The 20,086-nt window shown below is 70.4% G+C and carries 19 protein-coding genes and 3 pseudogenes; 14 read left to right on the forward strand and 8 right to left on the reverse strand.

All coding sequences use genetic code 11. From position 1 onward, the window contains the following. Positions 1 to 247 precede the first annotated feature (247 nt). Positions 248 to 1,450, reverse strand: a complete 1,203-nt coding sequence (locus ACZ7DE_RS40515; protein WP_470769498.1) for a PAS domain S-box protein — start codon at positions 1,448 to 1,450, stop codon at positions 248 to 250. A 356-nt stretch (positions 1,451 to 1,806) separates the two neighbouring features. Here ACZ7DE_RS40515 and ACZ7DE_RS40520 point away from each other — a divergent pair, with 356 nt between their 5' ends. The 6 genes and pseudogenes from ACZ7DE_RS40520 to ACZ7DE_RS40545 form a co-directional block, all read left to right on the forward strand. After that, positions 1,807 to 3,180, forward strand: coding sequence for an ATP-grasp domain-containing protein (locus ACZ7DE_RS40520; protein ID WP_470769500.1), 1,374 nt, complete (start codon positions 1,807 to 1,809; stop codon positions 3,178 to 3,180). After that, the gene (locus ACZ7DE_RS40525; protein ID WP_470769502.1) at positions 3,177 to 5,192 is read left to right on the forward strand and encodes a PEP/pyruvate-binding domain-containing protein; all 2,016 of its coding nucleotides are present in this window, start codon (positions 3,177 to 3,179) and stop codon (positions 5,190 to 5,192) included. Before ACZ7DE_RS40520 ends, ACZ7DE_RS40525 begins: the two co-directional genes overlap by 4 nt. Beyond that, the gene (locus ACZ7DE_RS40530; RefSeq protein ID WP_470769504.1) at positions 5,189 to 6,535 is read left to right on the forward strand and encodes an MFS transporter; all 1,347 of its coding nucleotides are present in this window, start codon (positions 5,189 to 5,191) and stop codon (positions 6,533 to 6,535) included. The genes ACZ7DE_RS40525 and ACZ7DE_RS40530 overlap by 4 nt, the downstream gene beginning before the upstream one ends. 215 nt (positions 6,536 to 6,750) lie before the next feature. Continuing rightward, positions 6,751 to 7,134, forward strand: a pseudogene (locus ACZ7DE_RS40535) (FAD-dependent oxidoreductase); the annotation flags it as partial. A 373-nt stretch (positions 7,135 to 7,507) separates the two neighbouring features. Next, on the forward strand, positions 7,508 to 8,047 hold the full coding sequence (locus ACZ7DE_RS40540; protein ID WP_470769506.1) for an AAA family ATPase: 540 nt from the start codon (positions 7,508 to 7,510) through the stop codon (positions 8,045 to 8,047). 105 nt (positions 8,048 to 8,152) lie between these two features. Continuing rightward, a pseudogene (locus ACZ7DE_RS40545) lies at positions 8,153 to 8,437 on the forward strand (hypothetical protein); the annotation flags it as partial. Here the strand turns inward: ACZ7DE_RS40545 and ACZ7DE_RS40550 are convergent. Next, a complete protein-coding gene (locus tag ACZ7DE_RS40550) occupies positions 8,434 to 9,039 on the reverse strand; it encodes a dihydrofolate reductase family protein (protein WP_470769532.1) in 606 nt (201 codons plus the stop codon). The pseudogene ACZ7DE_RS40545 and the gene ACZ7DE_RS40550 overlap by 4 nt on opposite strands. A 582-nt stretch (positions 9,040 to 9,621) precedes the next feature. On the opposite strand from ACZ7DE_RS40550, the gene ACZ7DE_RS40555 reads away from it, so the two are divergent. Then, entirely contained in the window at positions 9,622 to 10,449 is an 828-nt protein-coding gene (locus tag ACZ7DE_RS40555) for an SAM-dependent methyltransferase (protein ID WP_470769508.1), read from the forward strand. Positions 10,450 to 10,742: 293 nt separating this feature from the next. Here ACZ7DE_RS40555 and ACZ7DE_RS40560 read toward each other — a convergent pair whose 3' ends face one another. Beyond that, the gene (locus ACZ7DE_RS40560; protein ID WP_470769510.1) at positions 10,743 to 11,060 is read right to left on the reverse strand and encodes a UBP-type zinc finger domain-containing protein; all 318 of its coding nucleotides are present in this window, start codon (positions 11,058 to 11,060) and stop codon (positions 10,743 to 10,745) included. Between the two features lie 495 nt (positions 11,061 to 11,555). On the opposite strand from ACZ7DE_RS40560, the gene ACZ7DE_RS40565 reads away from it, so the two are divergent. Together ACZ7DE_RS40565 and ACZ7DE_RS40570 are read left to right on the forward strand one after the other, a co-directional pair. After that, positions 11,556 to 11,837 (forward strand): hypothetical protein, encoded by a 282-nt coding sequence (locus ACZ7DE_RS40565; protein ID WP_470769512.1) that lies wholly within the window; start codon positions 11,556 to 11,558, stop codon positions 11,835 to 11,837. Then, complete coding sequence (locus tag ACZ7DE_RS40570; protein WP_470769514.1) at positions 11,834 to 12,088, forward strand: hypothetical protein; 255 nt, start codon at positions 11,834 to 11,836, stop codon at positions 12,086 to 12,088. The genes ACZ7DE_RS40565 and ACZ7DE_RS40570 overlap by 4 nt, the downstream gene beginning before the upstream one ends. Here ACZ7DE_RS40570 and ACZ7DE_RS40575 read toward each other — a convergent pair. Continuing rightward, a complete protein-coding gene (locus tag ACZ7DE_RS40575) occupies positions 12,082 to 12,606 on the reverse strand; it encodes an SRPBCC family protein (protein ID WP_470769516.1) in 525 nt (174 codons plus the stop codon). The genes ACZ7DE_RS40570 and ACZ7DE_RS40575 overlap by 7 nt on opposite strands. Positions 12,607 to 12,736: 130 nt before the next feature. Between ACZ7DE_RS40575 and ACZ7DE_RS40580 the strand changes: the two genes are divergently transcribed. The 3 genes from ACZ7DE_RS40580 (at position 12,737) to ACZ7DE_RS40590 (ending at position 15,393) form a co-directional block, all read left to right on the forward strand. After that, positions 12,737 to 13,636 (forward strand): helix-turn-helix domain-containing protein, encoded by a 900-nt coding sequence (locus ACZ7DE_RS40580; protein WP_470769518.1) that lies wholly within the window; start codon positions 12,737 to 12,739, stop codon positions 13,634 to 13,636. A 157-nt stretch (positions 13,637 to 13,793) separates the two neighbouring features. After that, positions 13,794 to 14,762 carry a hypothetical protein gene (locus tag ACZ7DE_RS40585; protein WP_470769520.1) on the forward strand — a complete coding sequence of 323 codons (969 nt, stop codon included), beginning with the start codon at positions 13,794 to 13,796 and terminating at the stop codon, positions 14,760 to 14,762. Between the two features lie 391 nt (positions 14,763 to 15,153). Next, positions 15,154 to 15,393 carry a hypothetical protein gene (locus ACZ7DE_RS40590; protein WP_470769522.1) on the forward strand — a complete coding sequence of 80 codons (240 nt, stop codon included), beginning with the start codon at positions 15,154 to 15,156 and terminating at the stop codon, positions 15,391 to 15,393. A 327-nt stretch (positions 15,394 to 15,720) separates the two neighbouring features. Here the strand turns inward: ACZ7DE_RS40590 and ACZ7DE_RS40595 are convergent, their stop codons facing one another. After that, positions 15,721 to 16,182 (reverse strand): hypothetical protein, encoded by a 462-nt coding sequence (locus ACZ7DE_RS40595; protein WP_470769524.1) that lies wholly within the window; start codon positions 16,180 to 16,182, stop codon positions 15,721 to 15,723. Continuing rightward, on the reverse strand, positions 16,172 to 16,639 hold the full coding sequence (locus ACZ7DE_RS40600; protein ID WP_470769526.1) for a cupredoxin domain-containing protein: 468 nt from the start codon (positions 16,637 to 16,639) through the stop codon (positions 16,172 to 16,174). The genes ACZ7DE_RS40595 and ACZ7DE_RS40600 overlap by 11 nt, the downstream gene beginning before the upstream one ends. A gap of 134 nt (positions 16,640 to 16,773) precedes the next feature. On the opposite strand from ACZ7DE_RS40600, the gene ACZ7DE_RS40605 reads away from it, so the two are divergent. Both ACZ7DE_RS40605 and ACZ7DE_RS40610 read left to right on the forward strand, forming a co-directional pair. Beyond that, on the forward strand, positions 16,774 to 17,349 hold the full coding sequence (locus ACZ7DE_RS40605) for an RNA polymerase sigma factor (RefSeq protein WP_470769528.1): 576 nt from the start codon (positions 16,774 to 16,776) through the stop codon (positions 17,347 to 17,349). A 5-nt stretch (positions 17,350 to 17,354) separates the two neighbouring features. Then, positions 17,355 to 18,017, forward strand: coding sequence for a hypothetical protein (locus ACZ7DE_RS40610; RefSeq protein ID WP_470769534.1), 663 nt, complete (start codon positions 17,355 to 17,357; stop codon positions 18,015 to 18,017). Positions 18,018 to 18,462: 445 nt separating this feature from the next. Here ACZ7DE_RS40610 and ACZ7DE_RS40615 read toward each other — a convergent pair whose 3' ends face one another. Next, positions 18,463 to 19,104 (reverse strand): nucleotidyltransferase domain-containing protein, encoded by a 642-nt coding sequence (locus ACZ7DE_RS40615; protein ID WP_470769530.1) that lies wholly within the window; start codon positions 19,102 to 19,104, stop codon positions 18,463 to 18,465. 194 nt (positions 19,105 to 19,298) lie between these two features. Continuing rightward, a pseudogene (locus ACZ7DE_RS40620) lies at positions 19,299 to 19,445 on the reverse strand (IS5/IS1182 family transposase); the annotation flags it as partial. Positions 19,446 to 20,086: the final 641 nt, after the last annotated feature.

Below are 20,086 nucleotides of genomic sequence, written 5' to 3' on the forward strand. Positions count from 1 at the left end.
CTCGCCCACACACGCACATCAGCAAGGTCCCCACCCATAACCACATCAACGACCGAGCTGGCCAGCAGTCACGGTAGACACCGTTGCAGTACTAGGTGCGCGAGGGGCGGGGCCCGCTCGGGATGTGCTGCACGCACCGGACTGCCAGGAGGCGCACCTACCGCCTGCCGCCTGGCACTGCTGTCCGCCTCGCCGTCAGTCAGCCCGATGGCGCCGACGCCGACGCGGGTTTTCCCGCCTGCGGAGGTCATGCGGTGCTGAGGGGGTGGGCCGCCGTGGCCGAGCGTGGGGGCCACGCGTGGGGGGCGAGTATGCCGAGGACGTAGGCGCGGGCCACGAGGGCCGGACGGGTGGCGGCACCCAGTAGGTGCCGCAGGCGGCTGAGGTGGTAGTCGAGGGTCTGCCGCGACAGTTTCAGCGACGCGGCTATGTCGCTGTTGCTGCTGCCCTGCGCCAGCAGCGACAGGATGCGGATCTGTGCGGCGGTCAGCGGCGGATGCGCTTCGTGGGCGAGGCTCTGATGGGTGATCACGGCCCAGACGTGCCGAGCCCGGCTGGCGGAATGGCCGATAGTCGTCAGGTGGACCTCCGCCCGCCGCTGCAGTCCATGGGTGTCGACGAGCACGGCGGTGGTCTCGACACGTCGGGTGCGGCGGGCTATGAGACTGTTCCAGCGGCGGTGCAAACGGTCGAGATCGGGCTCCGGTTCGGGGGCGAGCAGCGTGTGGGCACGGCGGCCCACGAGTTCGGCCAGGCCGAGATGGAAGAGTTCGGCGGCCGCCACGCTCGCCTCGATCACCCGCCCGTTCGCCGACAACAGGGCGCAGGGCAGCCCGCTGTGGTCACGCAGGGCGCTGAGGTTCTCCTCGGCCTCCTGGCGCTGCTCCGTGGCCCGCAGGTGGTCGGTGATGTCCACGTAGATGCCGGCGATGCACGTACGGGACTCTTCCCGCACCGGGAAGCGGTGGCCGACGGCGCGGCCCGTGGTGCCGTCCAGACGCCGGTAACGGAGGGTGTGTCGGACGGGCGTGCCGCGGGTGAGTATCTGCTGGTCCAGGGCCCGGAAACGGTCGGCCTCGGCCGGGGCGTCGAAGTCCTCGATGTATCTGCCGACCAGTTGCTGCGGCACGGTGCCGTAAAGGTGCGCGTAGGCGTGGTTGGCCCACAGGTAGCGCCCGTCGCGGTCCCGGATGAAGGCGGCCGCCGGAGCGAGGTCCACCAGCTCCGCGAAGGCGGCGTAGCCGCGGGGCACCGTGAGCCCGGCTCCGCGCTGCCGCCGGTTCGGGGCGCGCTGTGAGCCGCACGGGTCGGCGAGGCCGCCGGCGTCGCCCGACTCACCTCTCTGCAAGGGCCCGTCGGCGTCCCCCTCCCCCGTCTGCCACGGCTCGTCGATCTCCCTCCAGAACACGGGAAGGTTCTCGAGCAGTCTCTTGAGGCTTGGATCGCCCACAACGGTCTCCGTCCGTATACGACTGGCTGACGCACAGTCACATGACGTTGGATATCCCGCCCGGTACAGCACAAGCTCCATTCCCGGCCGAGTTGCCGGAAGTGGACGGTGGCCCCCGCCGCCCCTACTGCTCGGGCCGGGCTCCGGGGACGAGGATCCGCGGATCACCCACGCGACTCAGGCATTTGCCTGAGTCGCGAGCGCCCTCTGCGGCGATATGGACGGTTACAGCCTGGTCCCCTGGACGGTGTGGGGGCACGCCGGACGCCGTCCTCGCACGCGATCACCGGGCACGTCACGGCACCAACGGTGCCGAGGACGGCCCCTTCCGACCAGGTGAATGGAGACGAATTTCTGTGAGCACGGTGCTGTTGGTGCATGCCAAGGGTGGTCCGCCGCTCGGCCATGTCCTGTCCCGGACGGCTGCGAGGGCGGATGTGCACCTACTGGCTCTCAGCGCTCTTCCCCCCGCCGTGGCGGGTTCCGCCGGGAGACTGTGCGCCTCGGTCACGAGCCCGGGCGACGCGGGCCGCTCCGACCTGGTCTCCCTGATCGTCTCGCATGCCAGGGACGTGGGCGCGGACGCCGTGATCACCTTCTCCGAGTACGCGGTCGTGGCCGTCGCCGAGGCCTGCGAGAGGCTCGGCCTGCCGGGCGCGGGCGCAGCAGCCGCTCTCGCGCGCGACAAGCGGCTGATGCGCAGCACCTGGCAGCGGAGCGGCTTGCCGCAGCCCGCGTTCCGTCCCGTCGCCACGGAGACGGACCTGCAGGCGGCGGTGAACTCCCTGTCGTGTCCGCTGCTGCTCAAGGCGGCCTGGAGCGCGGGATCCACCGCCCACCAGATCATCGCCTCCCCCGGCGACGCGTCCGCCGCCTGGGCCCGCTCGCGCCAGGTCATGGCGGAGTCGGCCCAGTTGGGATACGCGGAGCTGCATGTCGCCGAGGCGAACGCCGACTTCGTTGTCGAGGAGATCGTCAGCGGCACGGCGGCGGACTGGTTCGACGAGCCAGGCTGGGGCGACTACCTCAGCGTCGAGGGCGTCGTCGCGGACGGTGTCTTCCATCCCGTCTGCCTCAGCGGCCGGATGCCCACCGTCGAGCCCTTCACCGAGCGCGCCGGCATCACCCCCGCCCTGCTCTCGCCGGACGCGCAGGACCGCGTCGTGGACCTGGCGCGCCGCGCGGTCGACGCACTGGGACTGCGCGACTGCGGGACGCACACGGAGATCAAGCTCGGCCCCGACGGGAGCATGTGGCTCATCGAGACCGCAGCCCGGTTCGGCGGCGCGATGACGGTGCCGCAGATCGAGGAGGTCTTCGAACTGGACCTGGTGGGCATGCTCGTCGATCACCTCCTGGGACGCCCTGTCGCCTGGCCGGAGCAGGCTCTGACACCGGCGCAGGCCCGGGGTGCGGCGGGCTCCCTCGTCGTCCTCGCGGTCGACAGCCGCGGCGAGGCCTGGCAGGACCGCAGGGTCTGGGACTTCCCCGTGGTCGCGTCGGACGTGCCGCTGAGCCCGGACAGCGAGCTGTCGGTGGTGGCGGAGAGCTCCCTGCCCGACGGCAGTGTCGTGCCGGTCTACGACCCCGCCGGGGGCGCCAACACCATGGCGGCCCTGTGCCTGCTCTCCGCCGCCGACCCGCGGACGGTGCTGCGGGACTTCGAGACCCTGGTGGACGCCCTGCCCCGGGTGCTGCCCGCCGCGCAGTCCGAGGAGGTCCCCGCATGAGCACCCACCTGGCCACCGGTGCCGCCGAGCCCGCCACGGACCGCACGGTCGTCGGCGAGAACCTCTCCCTGCCGCTCTTCCGCACGCTGTCGGGAGTCCTGGCGGGTCACCCCTACCTCAAGGTCGTCGTCGACCGCGCGCAGAACACCTGGCACCTGCTCGACACCGGCGCGCACCCCTTCCACGTCAACTACGTCGCCACTCGGGTGCTGGGGATGGACCTGGCCGCGCTGGACGCGCAACTGGACGCGTTCAACGCCTCCGTCTACACCGACCCCGAGCGCCGGTTCCTGCTCGGTGTGCTGTCCCTGCACACCGAGCAGGAAGAGGGCAGGGAACGGCCGTTCCTCGTCCTGGAGACGACCGAGGCCGACACCATGCACGGCGAACTGCTCGCATTCTTCTACGCGTTCGTGCGGGCCCGGGTCGACAGCAGGCTGCCGCTGCTGCTCAAGCCCGCCAACCACGGGCAGGAGGAGGAGCTGTCGGCGATCAGCGAACAGCGTGTGCCCCGCATCCTGAGCCACGAGCTGTTCGGTTCCCGGGAGCGCACACCGCTGAACCCCGGCGAGGCCATCGGTCGACTGCGGTTCTTCCGGACGGCCGAGGAGTACACGGCGGCGGAGACCGGCCTGGGCTGGGCGGACATCGTGGCGATGCCCTGCCTGCCCGACGACGTGCCGCGCGTCGCCGGCTTCATCAACACCGCTCCGATCACGCCCCTTTCGCACACCAACGTCCTCGCCTCCGGCTGGGGCATCCCCAACGCGATCGTCCGCGACCTGGAGCAGCTCGTCGACAAGGACGGTCTCGACGACGCGTGGGTGCGCTACCGGGTCGACGAGGACGACATATCCCTGCAGCGCCTCGACCACGAACCCGACCTGCGGGCGCCGGCCTGGCACCAGCAGCGCATACGACTCGAACCGCCACTGCTCGAAGACGCCCCCGTGCTGTCCCTGCACCGGCTGCGCAGTGCCGACCGCGACCGCTACGGCACGAAGGCGGCCAACCTCGGCGAACTGCACCACGTCCTCGACAGCCGCACGGTGGACCTGACCTCCTTCTACGGCCGGCCCCGTCCGCCACGTGAGGACCTCTACGGCCATCTCGCCGCCCGCCTCGGCCTCAACGCGTCAACCGCCTTCACTGCCGAGCAACTCCGCACCAGGGCAGCCGAGTTCGTTTCCGGCGCGGTCGGCGCCCCGGAGGGCGTCGCACTCCCCTTCGCGCTCCAGCAGCGCTTCCTCGCCTCCTCCCCGGCCCTCCAGCAGGGCATCGGCAAGCTGAAGATGGCGCTCGAACTCGACGCCACCGACGTCCTGGACTCGCTGTGCCTGCACCTGCAGCACCTGATCCGGCACACCCCCGTTCCCGAGGCGGTCACCCGGCAGATCGACCAGGCCTTCCCCGCCGCGGCGGTCTCGCGAGGACGGCTGGTGGTGCGCTCCTCCTCCAACGCCGAGGACCTCCCCGGGTTCTCCGCTGCGGGCGTCTACGACTCCGTCACCACCGTCCACGGCACGGCTGAACTTCTCGACGCCGTGCGCCAGGTGTGGGCCTCCCTCGTGTCGCCGCGCAGCGTGCGGCTGCGCCACCAGGTCGGCATCTCCCTCGACGACACCTACATGGGTGTGATCATCCAGGAGTACGTGCCCGCCTCCCTGGGCGGCGTCCTCGTGACCTGCAACCCGACCCGCCGGGAGGACTTTCGCAACGTCTACCTCAACTGCTCCCCCGGCTCGCCCGAGCAGGTGGTCGACGGGACGGTGCTGCCGCAGCAGTACCTGTACAACACCGTGGAGGGCGGCGGCCGTACCGTCGCGCTGGGCTCGTTCGGCCAGAGGCTGTCCGCCGCCGTCCGCGCCCGGCTCGCCGACCTGTCCCTGACCGGACGACTCCTGCAGTCCCACTTCAGCGGGACCGACGTGGACAAGCCCCTCGACATCGAGTGGCTGATGACCGAGCAGGGCGATTTCCGGCTGGTCCAGATCCGCCCCTACGCGCTGTGAGGGCGCGTCCCGGCCGGCCGCGCCCCGGCACCGGAGCGGCGACGGGCCTCACCGACACCGCCCGCCGGATCATCCACCTCAACTACGGCTTCCAGCTGCTGTTCAACCTGCTGTGGTGGATGCCGGTGTTCTACGCCTACCAGAAGGCGGCCGGCCTCTCGGACGGACAGATCTTCGGCATCCAGAGCATCTACTACGTGGCCTTCTGCCTGCTGGAGATCCCGACCGGGCTGATCGCCGACCGGATCGGCACCCGCAACTGCCTGCGGGCCGGCGCGGTGGTGATGACGGCCGCGAACCTCGCCCCGGTGGTCAGCGCCTCCTACACGGGGTTCCTCCTCCACTTCCTGGCCATCGCCGCCGGCCGGTCGCTCACCTCGGGCGCGGCGAGCGCCTACCTGTACGACGGGCTGCGCGCGGAACGGTGCGACGGGCACTACCTGCGGGCGGAGGGCACCGCGCGCGCCCTGGGGCTGGCGGCGAAGGTGGTGTGCTGGCCGCTGGTCGGGCCGTTGATGGCTCTCGCCCACCCGGCCCCGTACGTGCTCAGCGCCGCGAGCGCGGCAGGCTCCCTCGTCTGCGCCGTGCTGCTGCCCCGCCTCGCCGGAGCGGAAGCCGGAGCGGACACGGGCCGGGTTGACGGCGGGCGCAGGGGCGGCGCCTTCCTGCGGGACGCGGGGACCGCGCTGCGCTGCGTCGCCTCCTCGCCGTGGCTGGCGCTGGTGATGGTGCAGGGCGTGGCGGTCTTCACGCTGTCACGCATCTGCCAGGTCAACCTCTTCCAGCCGATCCTGCTGGACCACGGCATCGGCGAGGCCTCGCACGGTGGGGTGCTGGCCGCGATGACCGTGGCGGAGGCGGTGGCGTCCGCGCGGCCCCAATGGCTCAGCCGCCGACTGCCGCCGGTCGCCTGGGTGTCCGTCCTCAGCCTCGCGCTGGCGGGGACCCTGGCGGCCATGGCCCTCGGCGGGCCGTGGGTCGTCGTCGTGCTGCTCTGCCTGTTCGCCGCCGCCACCGGGTTCGCGTTCCCGGTCCAGCGCAAACTGGTCAACGACGCAATCCCCGCGCACGCACCGCGGGCCACCCTGCTGTCGGTGGAGAGCATCGTGGACCGCGCGGTGTGCGCCCTGGCCGCGATCGCCGCGGGCGCGTACCTGTCGGCCGGGCATCTGGACGCCCTGCTGTGGCACAGCGCGCTGGCCACGGCGGTGCTGCTCGGGGTCTTCCAACTGCTGCTGCGCAGCGGGGCGGTCGCCCGCGGTGGCCGGGACGGGGATCGGTCGGCGCAGCCCCAAGCGGACGGCCGCGCAGCCCACCGCCGCCGGGCACGATCACCGCGCTGATCTCGGGCGACATCACCGAGCGACTGTGGGACGCCGCCCCGCAGCCGGCCGTCATCGCAGTGTGCGGTGCGGTCGCTGTCGCCGGGGCTGCTCCCGGCGACAGCGACCGCACCCGAGGGAGGCGAGCAGCGCCCGCCACCAGGCTGAGGATCAGGACGGCCCGGGCCCGTTGTCCGGGCCTTTGTCATCCCCCGTGGCTCGCGCGATGTCCTCCAAAGGAGTTCGACGGCTGGGCCCCCGAACTCACGGCCCTGATCACCGACAGCGACACGGCGCCGGTGCTGCGCCCCATCTTCACCCTGCCGGCCGGGCACCGCTGGGATCGCGTGCCCGGCGTGACGCTGCTCGGCGACGCGGCGCACCTCCGGGCGCCGAACGGGGAAGGCGCCAACCTGGCCATGCAGGACGGCGCCGAGCTCGCCCTTGCTCTCGCCGCGCACCCCGACGATGTGGAGGCCGCGCTCGCCGCGCACGAACGAAGCATGTTCGCTCGCGCCGCTGCCGTAGAAGCGGACGACGGCTTCTACGCGACCATGATCGACGACGACGCGCCTCACAGCCTGCTCGCCCTGATGGCCGGAGCCGCGCAGCCTTCATGACACCCGACCCGGCTGGGCCGCGCTTCAGCATCCGCTGAGCGCGCCGGACCGCAGGCCCTCCCCCACCCGCAGAGTGCGCCCTTCGGTCGGCCTCCGCTCCTCAAGGTGGCTCCCCGTGGGGCGCGCACGGGATCCGCCGACGGTGTACACCATCAAATCGACTCGGCCCGCGGCGGTAGTACCAGGCATGCATCGCGTCAGGCGGGGTCGGCCGCCCGCCAGGCTGAGGCGGCGAGGGCGCTGCCGGGTGTCGAACAGGGGGAGGCGGGCCGTGATGCGCTTGCCGACCGGCTGCCGCCGCAGCCTGACCGAAACCCGGCGAACTTGCGCGGTCACAGCACTATCCCGGGGTGGTCATGTCTACGCTGACGGCGTGACGTTGGTGTGGGTGACGGGCAATTCAGGGACGGGTAAGTCCACGGTCTGCGGGGTGTTGCGAGCACGTGGCCACCTTGCGCTCGACGCCGACGAGGACGGCTTCAGTCGCTGGATCGACCGAGCCAATGGCGAGGTTGTGGTGGATCCTCCGGATCCAGTTCCTGGAGGCTGGCTCGACCGATACGGGTGGGCGATCGTCCGTGAGCGCGTGGAGACCCTCGTCGAGGAGTCTCGCTTCCGCATCGCGTTCTTGTGTGGGTCGGCAGAGAACGAGGCAGACGTCCGCGATCTTTTCGACCTCATCGTGTGCCTGGTGATCGACGAGGACACCCTCCGCCACCGGCTCGCGACCCGCACCACGAACACCTTCGGGCAACATCCCCAAGAGCTCGCAGCGGCCCTGATGTGGAATCCGCAGATGCGAACGATCTACGAAAGCCTCGGCGCGACGATCATCGATGCGTCCAAGCCGCTGACCGAGGTGGTGGACGGCGTGATCGACGCAGTTCAGGAACCGACAGGGGCCACCCGATAACTGTCGAGCACCACCATGCCGGGTCGGCTGTGCGGCCATTCTTCTCAGGACCTCCCAGCGCAGCAGGGCGTGAATCGCGCCCCCCCAACTCGGTGAATGGACTGCTCCTCCACCAGGATCCGCGCCCATCTGCGCCGACGAGGCATCACGGCCGATCCCGGAACGGACCGACCAGACCGACGGCCGCATCCGTAGGGGCGAGAGCCGCTGCCGACCCGAGCGGGCCGCCCACCGGTGCCGCAACGTCGTCGACCGCTGCCTCAACCGGCTCAAGCACGACAAAGCCCTCGCCACCCACTACGACAAACGAGCCCGCCCGCTGTGTACCAGGCCCTCGTCACCCTCGCCTGCCTCGACTCCGGCTCCCCTGCCATTGCAAAGACGCCCTAGTAGCTGTCGTAGGTGGGCTTGCCGTTCGGCCGGTAGACGCCGACGACGGTGCCGCCCTTCGTCGTCGAGACGCTGACCGGCTCCAGCGCAGTGGGGATCGCCCCGTCCGCGAACAGCCGCTTGCCGGTGCCGATGATCACCGGATGGATCGTCAGCCGATACTCGTCGACGAGATCGTGCCGCATGAGGGTCTGGGCGAGGTCGCCGCTGCCGACGACGTTGACGTTGCCGCCCTCGGACGCTTTCAGCTCGCGAACGGCATCGACGACGTCGCCCTGAAGCAGCGTGGAGTTCTGCCACTCGACGGAACTCAGGGTCCGAGACGCCACGTACTTGTCCATGCTGTTCATCCGGTCGGTGAACGGGTTGCCGGGATCGGCGTTCGGCCAGTACGACGCGAAGATCTCATACGTCTTGCGGCCCAGCAGCATCGCGTCGGAGGACTCGTACCAACCGGCGATGGCCGCGCCGACCTCGTCGTCGGTCACCGGCTTCTGCCAGCCGCCGTGCTCGAAGCCGCTCGCAGCGTCCTCGTCCGGACCGCCCGGCGCCTGCATGACGCCGTCCAGCGTCAGGAACGTGCAAACGATGATCTTGCGCATGGTGCGCTCCTTTCGTCGACAGGTAGACCGCACCACCGCCGCAAACTCATCGGCAACTTCCCACGCCGCGGCATCAGGGCCGTCGTCCCGCCGTGCACCTGCACCTCCGCGCGGACGATCCTCGCCCTCGCCCAGCTGCACGTGCACGGCCGTCATCCGGGCGAGTCGGCTCCTGCGCTCTTGCAGCGGGCCGATCACGCCGGCCAGGGATTCGGCCGACGCGATGGGCGAGCGGCTCCTGCTCTCCGGCCGACGCGGCGCGGTGGTGCAGGCCAGGCCCGCGCCAGCGCGCCGAAGCCGGACGTCCTGACGAGGGCCTGGATCCAGAAGGTCGCGGCCAAGGCGATGAGCCAGTCCACGGGCATGGCGCGCCGGCCGGGCATGCTGCCCGCCGACATGGTCGTCGGCCGCGGACGGACCCTGCCCGTCGCCGGCGATGCCCACGCGCGGATCACGGTGTTCCTCCCGGGCCACCCCGAGCAGCGGACGCGCCCGTCCCCCGGACGCCGATGGCATGCCCGATCGCTCTGACCGGCCGGAAGTCCCCAAAACGAGGGTGCGCAGGCGGTGTTGCGGGGAAGAATGGCCGCCATGACGTACGAAGGCTCTTCCATCGACCCGGCCAAGCCCAGCATCGCCCGCGTCTACGACTATCTGCTCGGCGGCAGGGACAACTACGCCGTGGACCGTGAGATCGGCGACGTGTTCAAGCGCGACCTGCCCGGTTCGGTGGCCATCGCCTTCGCCAACCGCGCGGCACTGACCCGGGCGGTCAGGGAGATCGCGACGACCACCGGCATTCGGCAGTTCATCGACCTGGGCAGTGGCCTGCCGACCGCGGACAACGTCCACCAGGTCGCGCAACGCCACGCTCCCGAGTCCCGGGTCGTCTACGTCGACACCGACGTCCAGGTGTTGGTCCACGGCCGTGCACTGCTGGAGAACAACGACCGCACCCGCGTCGTCGCGGTCGATGTGCGCGACCCCGAAAGCATCCGCACCCACCCCGACACCCTCGAAATCATCGACTTCGAGCGTCCCGTCGCCGTGATCCTCAGCGCCATCCTCCACCACGTCAACGATGACGAGGACCCGGCCGGCATCGTCCGATACTGGCGCGACCACGTCCCCTCCGGAAGCTACTTCTTCCTCAGCCACTTCCGCTCCGGCAACAACCCCGAGACCGTGGAGGCCGAGAAGGTCCTCCAGCAGACGTTCGGCCGCGGCCGATGGCGCACCGACGAGGAAATCGCCTCCCTGCTGGACGGCCTGGAGATCCTCGACCCCGGGATCGTCCCCGCGTCCCGGTGGCGGCCCGACGAGACCGACAACCCGTGGAGCAGGGGCGAACCACGAGAGCTCACCGTCTGGGAACACCTCATCGCCGCCGGAATGGCCCGCAAAGCCTAGACCCGATCCCCGATGGTGATCGCCGCGCGATCACGCCTGCGGCCGCAAGGTCACCCCGGGATGACCAAGCGCCTCCCCACCGAAGCCGGCACGTCAGCGTGGCTCCGCGGCCCCGACACGCCCGCGGAAGAGGGGCGGCTTTGCGGTGGGCCTCGGACGGCGGTGGCGGTTCGAAGTCGTCGCACCCGGTGCGCTGCGCCGCTTCGGGTGGCCCACGGAGAGCGCGTGGGTTGCCGTCCCGCCGACCACGAACATCCCCCGGTCGGCGGGACGGCGCCAAGGCGAGTGGATGCTCAGCCGTCGTCACGCGGCTGGAGATACACCTCATCGACAAAGCACCAGGCCCACACGTCGCCTTCCTCGGCGGAGCGCATCAGCGGGTGTCCGCTGGACTCGAAATGGGCCGTGGCATGGCCGTGGCGCGAGCTGTCGCAACAGCCCACGTGCCCGCAGGTGAGGCACACCCGCAGCGCAACCCAGTCGTGGCCGAGAGTTACGCACTGCCCGCACATGTCGCTCTGCGGTGCGTGCTCCGGTTCAGGCATTTCGATGTGCGCGCATCCGCGCCCCTCCGGCCGGCCACCATCGGGTCGCAGGGTCCACCTGGCCATGAAGTTCCTCCTCCGCCGGCTTTCGCTCACTGCCATCGCTGCCGACACTTCGCCCTCTCCCGGGCTGTCGGATGCGAAGTCCCTGAGCAGCGCCCCCGTCCAGGCCGCCCGGCACGAGACCCGGCTGACCAGGACCGCAGCACCCGCCGACGATTGCACAAGCCAAAGCGGTCTCCCATAAACGATCTCTGGCGCGGTGGGTGGACCGATGCCGCGGACCTCTGCGAGAGGCCACCACGAGTTGCGCCCATACTCGTGTCGACCGGTGCAGGTAGCTCGCTACGATCATCGCCCTCGCTTCGCTGACCAGGGGCCCGTGACGACGAAAGGCTCCCATATTCCACGATCGAGCTGACGCGTCCCGGCACCCGAGCCCTTGGCCTGTGGGCGACCCTGCACCACCTGGGCCGCGACGGCGTCACCGGCCTGGTCGAGCACTACCTGACCCTCGCCGACCGGCTGCGCGAACGGATCACCGCCGAAGCGCGGCTGCAATTGCTGGCCGGCGCCCCGTGGCCGGTCGCTTGCTTCCGGATCACCGACCCGAACGAGGGCGACCCGGATGTCCTGCACACCCGCATCGCCCGCCGAGTCCAGGACAACGGACGCGTCTACCTCGCCACCGTCGCAATCCACGACCGCACCGTCCTGCGCGCCGCTCTGTGCAACTACCGGACCACAACGGACGACCTCGACCTGCTGATCCGTGAAGTCCTCCAAGCCGCCGACGCCGACCACTGCGTCGTCGGGACCGATCAGCCGCGACAGTATGAGTGATTGCCAGCGGGCAAGCAGCGCTGCCGAACTGGAACTTCGGCGGCCTCACCTGGACCGATCCGGACGGCACCCCGCGCTTCTCCGCCGTCGCCTACGACGAGCCGAGCGTCGGCAGGCGCGGCGCCTGCCATGGCACCCCGCAGAGGGACGCGGCCGCCCGCGTCCGGCACGTGCTGCGCACCTGGTGTCCGGAGAGGCGGGGGGGCAGTTGTGCGGAGACTGCGGTGAACCCGCGGCCCGGAGGTCACTGAGGGCGGTGGCCCGCAATCCACTCCGCCAGGGAGAGCAGGGTGGTCTCCGCGCTGTGGGCCATGTGGTCCCGCAGGGCATGGAGGTCCTCGGGTGTGTCGCCCAGGACCGGATCGGTGCGCAGCAGTCGCCAGCTCTGCTGGACGATGCTGCCGGTGCCCTGCTGGGATAGGTGCCACGCCCAGCGAACGATGCCGTGCTCGGCTCCGCCGACGACGAAGGCGAACGCGGAACCCGGATCGGCCTGCACCACTTCGGAGTGAGTGATCCATTCGCGCCCGTCGCGGCGGTTGCGGCCGCTGAAGCGTGCGCCGACCCATGGGCCGTCTCCCGGCTCGTAGCTCACGGCGCCGGCGCTCGGGCTCCATGTCTCGATCAATGACACGTCGCTGATGAGGGGATATACGGAGGCGGGCAGCAAGTCGACCCAGCAACGCCGGGTGAAGGTGAAGGGCGTCAGGTCGAGGCCGACCAGGGAGTTTCGTGGGCCGGGAGCGGCGCTCTGGGTTGTGGTGTTCATGGGCTCTCCCCGAAGGTGAGGACGGGACACGGCTCATCGTGGAAGCCGGTCCGGAAAGCAGCCAGACCCTGCGGAGCCGCACCCCAGCAGGGTGAGGCGCGGCTCGGCGGTGCTGCGCATACTCGCTGTCATGACAAAGCACGGGCAGCTCGCCGACTTCCTCCAGGCGCGCCGAGGCCTTCTGCGCCCCGAGGATGTCGGGCTGCAGACCTACGGCGAGCGGCGCCGGGTTCCGGGGTTGCGGCGGGAGGAGCTCGCGATGCTCGCAGGCATCAGCGCGCCCTACTACGCCCGGCTCGAGCAGGGTCAGTCGCGCAACGCCTCGCGCGAGGTGCTCGACGCGATCGCGACGGCCCTGCGTCTGGACGAGCCGGAGCGGGCCCATCTGCACGAACTCGCCCGCGCACCGAAGCGGGGCAAAGCTGCGCCGCGTCCCCGTCCCGAGCGTGTTCCCCCGGCTACCAGCGCGTTGTTGTCGGCCCTCGAAGGCACACCCGCCATCGTCCTGGGCCGCCGTAGCGACGTACTCGCCTGGAACACGCAGGGGCATGCGCTGTTCGCCGACCATCTCGACAGCGACAGCCCCGCTGAACCGGGCCGTCGGCCGAACATGGCCAAGCTGGTGTTTCTCGACGCGCACACCCGGGACCTCTACACCGATTGGCCCGCCAAGGCCAGAGCCGTGGTCGGCAACCTGCGCCTGACGGCCGGCCGGTATCCGGAGGACTCCTTGCTGGCCGGACTCGTCGGCGAGCTGGCCATGCGCAGCCCGGAGTTTGCGGCCATGTGGGCCGATCACCGGATTTCGGCCTGCGACGTCGCCGACTACGAGATGCACCATCCCACGGTCGGGATCCTGACCGTCACCCAGCAGACACTGCAGAGTCCGCAAGGAGACGGGCCGGCCGTGGTGATCGCCACGGCCACCGCGGGGTCCGCCTCCGCGACAGCCCTCAGCCTCCTCGCCCACGCCGGCGAGCCGACCGGTACAGCCCAAGCCCGCACAGGCGCCCCGTCCCGCCTCTCCTGACCTGGGAAGCCCCTCCGCAAACCTCCTATTACGGCCAAGGACGCCCTGAGCGCGCGATCGGCGCCGACGTCCCGCCGCCACCCGTCGGGCTCCACATGCCTCCCGACGCACCCCTGGCTGCGGCATGCCCGTATGCCTGAAAACAGAGAAGGAACCCATGCGCAAGCGAAACAGCCTCATCGCAACAGCCGCGGCGGTGGCCGCAGCGGCCCTCGCAGTGGCCCTCCCGGCCGACGCCACCCCGGCCCCCAAGCCCCTGAGCCACGTTGGGATCACCAACCACTTCGACCTGGCTGCGGGCCAGTTGCCCGAGAACATCGCACTGCTGCCCGACGGCAAGGCCAACGTGACCTTCGCCGGCAGCCGCCAGATCGCCCAGATCACTCCCGGAGGCAGCACCCGCATCCTGGCGACCCTGCCCGCACCCGCCGACGGCGGGGTCAAGACCCCCGTCCTCGGATTCCCCCTCACCACCGGCATCGTCCAGGCTCCGGACGGAAGCACGTACGCGCTGTACGCGACCGGCACCGCCGACCTGACGGGCCTGTGGCGGCTGACCCCCGGCAAGGCACCGAAACGCATCGCCGCGCTGCCGGCGAACGGCCTGCCCAACGGCCTGGCGCTCGACCCGCGCAGCAAGCAGCTCTACATCACCGACTCGGCGCTCGGCACCGTATGGACCGTCCCCCTTTCCGGCGGCCGGCCCATCGCCTGGTCCACCGCACCCGAGCTCGCTGCGACCGGCTTCCTCGGAGCCAACGGCGCCAAGGTGCACGACGGCGCGCTCTGGGTGACCAACCTCGACAAGGGCACCCTCGTACGCATCCCGATCCGCCACGGAAACCGGGCGGGCGTCCCGCAGGTGAAGGCCACCGGCCTTACGGGTATCGACGACTTCGCCTTCACCGGCCGCGGCAACGAGGCGCTCGCCACCCTCAACGCCCCCAGCAAGGTCGTACTCATCCAGTCCGACGGCACCAGCACCACCGTTCTGGACACCGACGACGGACTGCAGAACCCCACCTCCGTCGCCCTGCGCGGCAAGGAGGTGTACGTCCTCAACGCCGCCTACACCACGGCCAAGGACCCCAACCTCCTGCTCGCCCGCCTGGAGGGCCACCGCTGAGATGGCCCGCGTCGCCGCCCTGGTAATACGTGGCCGGGTCGGCGGCCGCGAGCGGCAGGCCTGCACGGATGCCCGCCCGGCGACCCAGGGCCGGTCCTGGCCCGGCTGGACGGCGCTGCCGGGCAGAAGGAGTTGGCGGCTGAGGTGTACCGGGCGTCAGGGCATCTGCACCGTGATACCGGTGCGAGGGTGCGCCGGCGGGTCCTGGCACGGGACGCCGCCCGGCATGGAAACCGGGAGCCGGCGAGAAGCATCGCCGAGGTTGCGCGGGCCGTCCGCGCAGCCGACTCGCCCCCGCGATACTTGGGTGATGGACAGCTGTGAGGGCACCGCGACGCTCGAGTGGTGGGCCAACCGGTCGACGTGCTTGTGCAGACTCGGGGTGCGAGTCGTGGTCCGCGTCACCGGCAATGACTGGACGTGCGATGCAATCCTCGAACCTCCCCTGTCTGCGGAGGATCGGGAGGGCCTCGACTTCCTGATACAGCTCGATCCGCTCTTCACCCTGCGCCTCGACGAGGAGAGCACGCTGGTCAACGTCGTTGCGGCAGGAGACGACGGACGACTCATCCTCACCGCTTTCCAGGCAGACGCGGCGGAGTCAGCCGCTTCCAGGCAGATGCGCCGCTAGCAAACCCGGCCACGGCAGATGCTCCGTTCGCCCCGGCGTCCTGCGAGCTGTAGACATCGTGCTCAGCGCGACCCTCGGTGGAAACGACGCGGGCGCTCGAGTCCACAGGCAAGCCAGACGAAGGTGTCACGCAGGTCGAGCCGTCGTTCCCAGAACGGGCGTGCAGCTCGGTTGCAGCAACCTCCCGGCCCGATCCAGGTGTCGGCTCGTGGACGTCGCAGCCGTACCGTACGTCGGCCGGGCGGCAGCCGTTGCTGTCGCGGTCGCCGCCCGTCTCGCCGTCCAGCAGTCGCTGCCGCCGCCCGCGCGGGCACCTGCTCGGCCGGGTCACTGCTCCCCCGCCCCTCCGGCGTGCGTCCGGTGTCGGCGGTGCAGGACGTGGTGGTGCTCGCGATCGTGAGCGCGACTGCGGGCGGCCACTGCCAGGAAGGCCAGGACGACCGCTCCCGCCGCCTCGACGTACAGGGTCGGTCGGACCAGCTCGCCGTCGATCGACTCGACGAATCCGAACAGACCCGTGGTGAGGCTGAGCACCAGGGCGCCCAGCGTGCCTGCCGTGAAGAGGGCCGTGATCGCGGCGACCGGGGCGAGCCCCCGCACGGGGGTGACCAGCAGCGCCACGGCGAGCAGGATGCCGACCACGCCGTTGAACAGGAAAGGCGGCCCGATGGTGACGAGGTCCCGGTAGCCCTCGTCCCACAGGCGCAGGTGGATCACGGCCATCGCCGCCGTCAGACCCGCACCGACCAGGCGCAGGACGAGCGTGGTGGCCGTTCGCTCAGTAGCCATTGCTCGTAGGGGTGTTGTCGTCGGTCGGTGCCGGGGCTCCGCCGACCGTGATGTTGGTCTTCATTCCGAGGTCCTTGTGTCCGTCGATCGGGCAGGACACCTGGTACGAGCCGGGCTTCAGCGTCACCGTGAGGGTCGTGGACTGTCCGGGCTCCAGCGTCTTGCTGCGGTGTTCATCGCCGGGCCGGTCGAACTCCAGGGCGTGGTCGTGGTGACCCATGTTCTGCGCGGTGAAGGTGTACTGGCCGGGCTGGAACTTCTGTGTCGAGAGTTGGATGTGGAAGTCGGTCAGCTTCGCCGTGACCTGGGTCCCCGATGTGGCGGGCTTCGAAGGGGCCGGGGTCGCACCGGTGCTGCTGCTGTCGCTGCTGCCGCCTCCGCAGGCGGCGAGCAGAGCAGTCAGGCCGCCGGCGGCCACGCCGAGGAGCACGCGGTCACGGATGTGCGGGATGGTCATGAGTCGGTCCTCCGGATCGTCCCCCTGCAAGGGATACGGCGCCGGCGGGCGAAGGGATTGCGGTCCGGAGGATCGCGTGGGAGGAGAATGGCAGTCGGCGCAATCCCTTGCGGGCCCCGGAACGTATTCCTGGTATGTGGCGCATGGGCCTTTCCTTCAGACAGGTGCCCGACGAGGCACTGCTCACCGGCCTGGCGACGGGCGACCCCGAGCTCGCCGTCATGTTCGTGCGCCGTTTCCAGAGCACGGTCTACGGTGTGGCCCTCGCCGTCCTGGGCGACGCCCAGCTCGCCGAGGACGTCGCCCAGCAGACCTTCGAGCGGGCCTGGCGGCACGCACAGGTGTACGACCCCCGGCGGGGCTCCGTGCGGGCCTGGCTGACGACCATCGCGCACAACCTGGCGATCGACGCGATACGGGCCCAGCGGGCGCGACCGGTCGCCCCGGAGGACCTGGACGCGCTGCTCGGCATCATGACCGAGACGCCCGAGCGGCGGGCGCTCGCCGACGACAGCGCGGAGCGGGTCCGGCGGGCGGTGGCGGAGCTCCCCCGGGAGCAGGCGCGGGCCTTGGTGATGGCCGGGATATACGGGATGACGGCCTGGGAGGTCGCCGACGCCGAACACATTGCGCTGGGCACGGCGAAGACCCGGATCCGAACCGGCACGCGCAAGGTGCGCGCCCTCCTGGAGACGGAGGAGAAGCGGTGAGCGGCATGGAGTGCGAGCGGCTGCGGGAGCAGGGCGCCGAGCTGGCGCTCGGAGTACTGCCGGCCCGCGAGCGTGCCGAGGCGGTCGCCCATCTGGACCGTTGCCCGGACTGCCGCGAGCACGTCGAACGGCTGACGGCGGTCGGCGACGGTCTGCTCGCCCTGCTGCCCGACGCCGAGCCGCCCGTCGGATTCGAGAGCCGGGTCGTACGGGCGCTGGGCGCGACCTCCGCGCCGAAGCCCCGGAGGCACCGGCTGCGGCTGGCGGCGGCCGCGGTGGCCGCCACCCTGGCCTGCGGTTTCGGCGGCTGGGCGGTTGGCACGGTTGTCGAAGGCGCGCCGACGGCGGTCTCCCAGCGGACGAACGGCGGCCTGCGGGAGGCCGCCCTGACGTCGGGCGGCCATGAGGTGGGCCGCATCTTCGCTCACACCCGTGGCCAGGGTTGGGTGTACATGTCCGTCGACCTGCCCACGGCCGACCGGGGCCCCGTGCGGTGTCTGCTCGTCCACGCCGACGGGTCGACGGTCGCGGTGGGTTCGTTCCCCCTCAAGGACGGTTACGGGTATTGGGGGGCACCGGCTCAGGTCGATCCGACGACCGTGACCGGCGCCCGCGTGGTGGGCCCGGACGGGAGCGTTCTCGCCACGGCACACTTCCCGACGAGCTAGAACGTGATGCCGACGGATCCGGTCCATGGACGACGGTGGGCCGACCGCCGCCGCAACGGGGATGCCGGGGGCCCAACCACGCCCGTGCAGTGGGCGTGACCTGCACGGACGCGGCGGCCTCGGCGAGGCTCGCGCAAGACAAGTCGCAAAGGAGCTCCGGAAGGGCTGCCGGTGCTGACCGTGCTGAAGTCACTGCCGGACCTGATGCGCCGCAAGAAGTCGACCCAAAGGAGATCGACATCAATCTGCCCCTCGGCTCCTGGCGGCGCCTGGTCCTGTCGCCCCCGCCCCCACACTGCGCCGGGGCGGCGCCACCTGGATCTGCGGGTTCACCAACAAGGAGTACCGGGGCCAGGGCCAGCCGCCCCTGCCGGGAGTCGAACCTCGCGATCGTCGCAGAAGCGCTCGGGCTCGAGGTTGAACACGCGAGCGCACCAGTAGCCGGCTACAGATCCGTAATCCAGGGATGCCCCGGGTGTACGCGGTCGAGTAGCTCGGCCAGGGTCTCGCGCTGAGCCGGGGACATGTGTGGGACGGTCGCGTCGAAGTCTGATTGATCCTTTCGGCGGGCGTGCTTGGCCTTGAACAGCAGGACCAGTTCGGGCGCCAGATACGGGATGCCGTCTTGGGTGTGGTGGATGATGTCGCTGTAGGGAAGCCGGATCCTCTCATCTCGTCGGCAGATCCAGGTGTCGCCGTCGTGCGGTTCGCGGAACACGTCGAGCAGGTAGTTGCCGGTGGCCGGATCGCGGAGCCAAGTCTGATGTACGGCGGCCAGCACCTCCGGTGTGGCGTGCTCCCAGATCCGGCCACTGCCTGCCGCGTCGAAGACGTATCCGGGGAAGCGGTAGCGGACCTCGGGAAAGCTCGCGGCCGGAATCGCTATCTCGATGTCCCCATGAGGGCGCGTCCGCCTGCCGCGGAACAGGTCCAGCGCCCAGCCCGCGGCCACGTACCAGGGTGTGCCGATCCCGGCCAACTGCTGCGCGACCTCACTCGGGGTCCAGCAGGAAGACCACCTGGCGTGGAGGGCTCCGAACTCGTCGGGTGACAGCTCGACGCCGCCGCTGGGCAGTTGCTCGCTCACCGCGAAAATCTACCAGCGGACTCGAAGGCCCCTGGCCGTGGTCGATGAAGGAGACCAGAGGGACCTGGAGCCATACGCCGCTGGCGATCACGCAAGGTCACCAACCGATTGGACTCCTCGGCGAACTGGCGACCGTTGAATACGCGTGCGCACCAGTATCAACCCCCACGTCCGGTGTGAGCCTCCTGTGAGCCCCGGGCGGGCGAGCCGTCGATCGCAGCATCGTTCATGTCCAGCAAGCCCGCGGCCGCCAGCTCGGCCGACAGCACGTCGTGCAGCTGCGGCCGGACGCCAACTTCAGTCCAATCCCGCAGGCGCCGCCAGGCCGTCACGCGACTGCACTCGGCCTGCTCAGCCGGAACATCCCGACACTTGGATGCCGCCTCGGCGGCCGAGCAGGCAAGATTGGGGCCAGACGCTCCCATAGGCCGTCCGGCGCAGGATCAGCAGGCAGCCAACAGATCCTTCGGACCCAACGCCCAACTAGCGAGCGCCCCAACGCACTTCATTCTGAATGATCAGTCATGCGGAGTCGTGCGGCAATGCGCCGAGAACGGCTGCGAGGCCATGCGGGTCGCGGCGGGCGATGTTGTGACCGACTGGAATCTCGTGAACCCGCCAGTCTGAGTCGTTGCGCAACCGTTCGGTCAACGTCACGAACGGGCTACCTGCCCACGCGCCACCGCTGATGAACGTTCGGCCGAGCGCGCCGGCGTTGCGTGGCACTACCTGAGCGATTCGGGGCCCCCAGGAAAGCCACGGCCAGATCGGTGACTCCGGCACCGATGGACGGGGCTGTACTCGATGGCCTTCGTTGAGGGCATGGAGCCGGACGGACAGTTGGATCGTTCCGGGCTGTGAGACCGCAGATCCCGATGACCGCGCTCCTAGTACTCCAGCAGCGTTTCGCTATCTGGCCTGGTCAGAGGCATCGTCGGGAGTGTAGTGGGCTGATGGCATGTCAGGGGCGGTCTTGCCGGAC

This window comes from Streptomyces sp. NPDC037083, assembly GCF_055606485.1.

Excerpts from the sequence above, each read along its gene's own strand:
- ACZ7DE_RS40580 (WP_470769518.1), top strand. The coding sequence starts at position 12,737 with ATGACAAAGCACGGGCAGCTCGCCGACTTCCTCCAGGCGCGCCGAGGC.
- ACZ7DE_RS40560 (WP_470769510.1), bottom strand. The coding sequence starts at position 11,060 with ATGGCCAGGTGGACCCTGCGACCCGATGGTGGCCGGCCGGAGGGGCGC.
- ACZ7DE_RS40600 (WP_470769526.1), bottom strand. The coding sequence starts at position 16,639 with ATGACCATCCCGCACATCCGTGACCGCGTGCTCCTCGGCGTGGCCGCC.
- ACZ7DE_RS40555 (WP_470769508.1), top strand. The coding sequence starts at position 9,622 with ATGGCCGCCATGACGTACGAAGGCTCTTCCATCGACCCGGCCAAGCCC.
- ACZ7DE_RS40550 (WP_470769532.1), bottom strand. The coding sequence starts at position 9,039 with ATGCGCAAGATCATCGTTTGCACGTTCCTGACGCTGGACGGCGTCATG.
- ACZ7DE_RS40595 (WP_470769524.1), bottom strand. The coding sequence starts at position 16,182 with ATGGCTACTGAGCGAACGGCCACCACGCTCGTCCTGCGCCTGGTCGGT.
- ACZ7DE_RS40605 (WP_470769528.1), top strand. The coding sequence starts at position 16,774 with ATGTGGCGCATGGGCCTTTCCTTCAGACAGGTGCCCGACGAGGCACTG.
- ACZ7DE_RS40585 (WP_470769520.1), top strand. The coding sequence starts at position 13,794 with ATGCGCAAGCGAAACAGCCTCATCGCAACAGCCGCGGCGGTGGCCGCA.
- ACZ7DE_RS40525 (WP_470769502.1), top strand. The coding sequence starts at position 3,177 with ATGAGCACCCACCTGGCCACCGGTGCCGCCGAGCCCGCCACGGACCGC.
- ACZ7DE_RS40575 (WP_470769516.1), bottom strand. The coding sequence starts at position 12,606 with ATGAACACCACAACCCAGAGCGCCGCTCCCGGCCCACGAAACTCCCTG.
- ACZ7DE_RS40610 (WP_470769534.1), top strand. The coding sequence starts at position 17,355 with ATGGAGTGCGAGCGGCTGCGGGAGCAGGGCGCCGAGCTGGCGCTCGGA.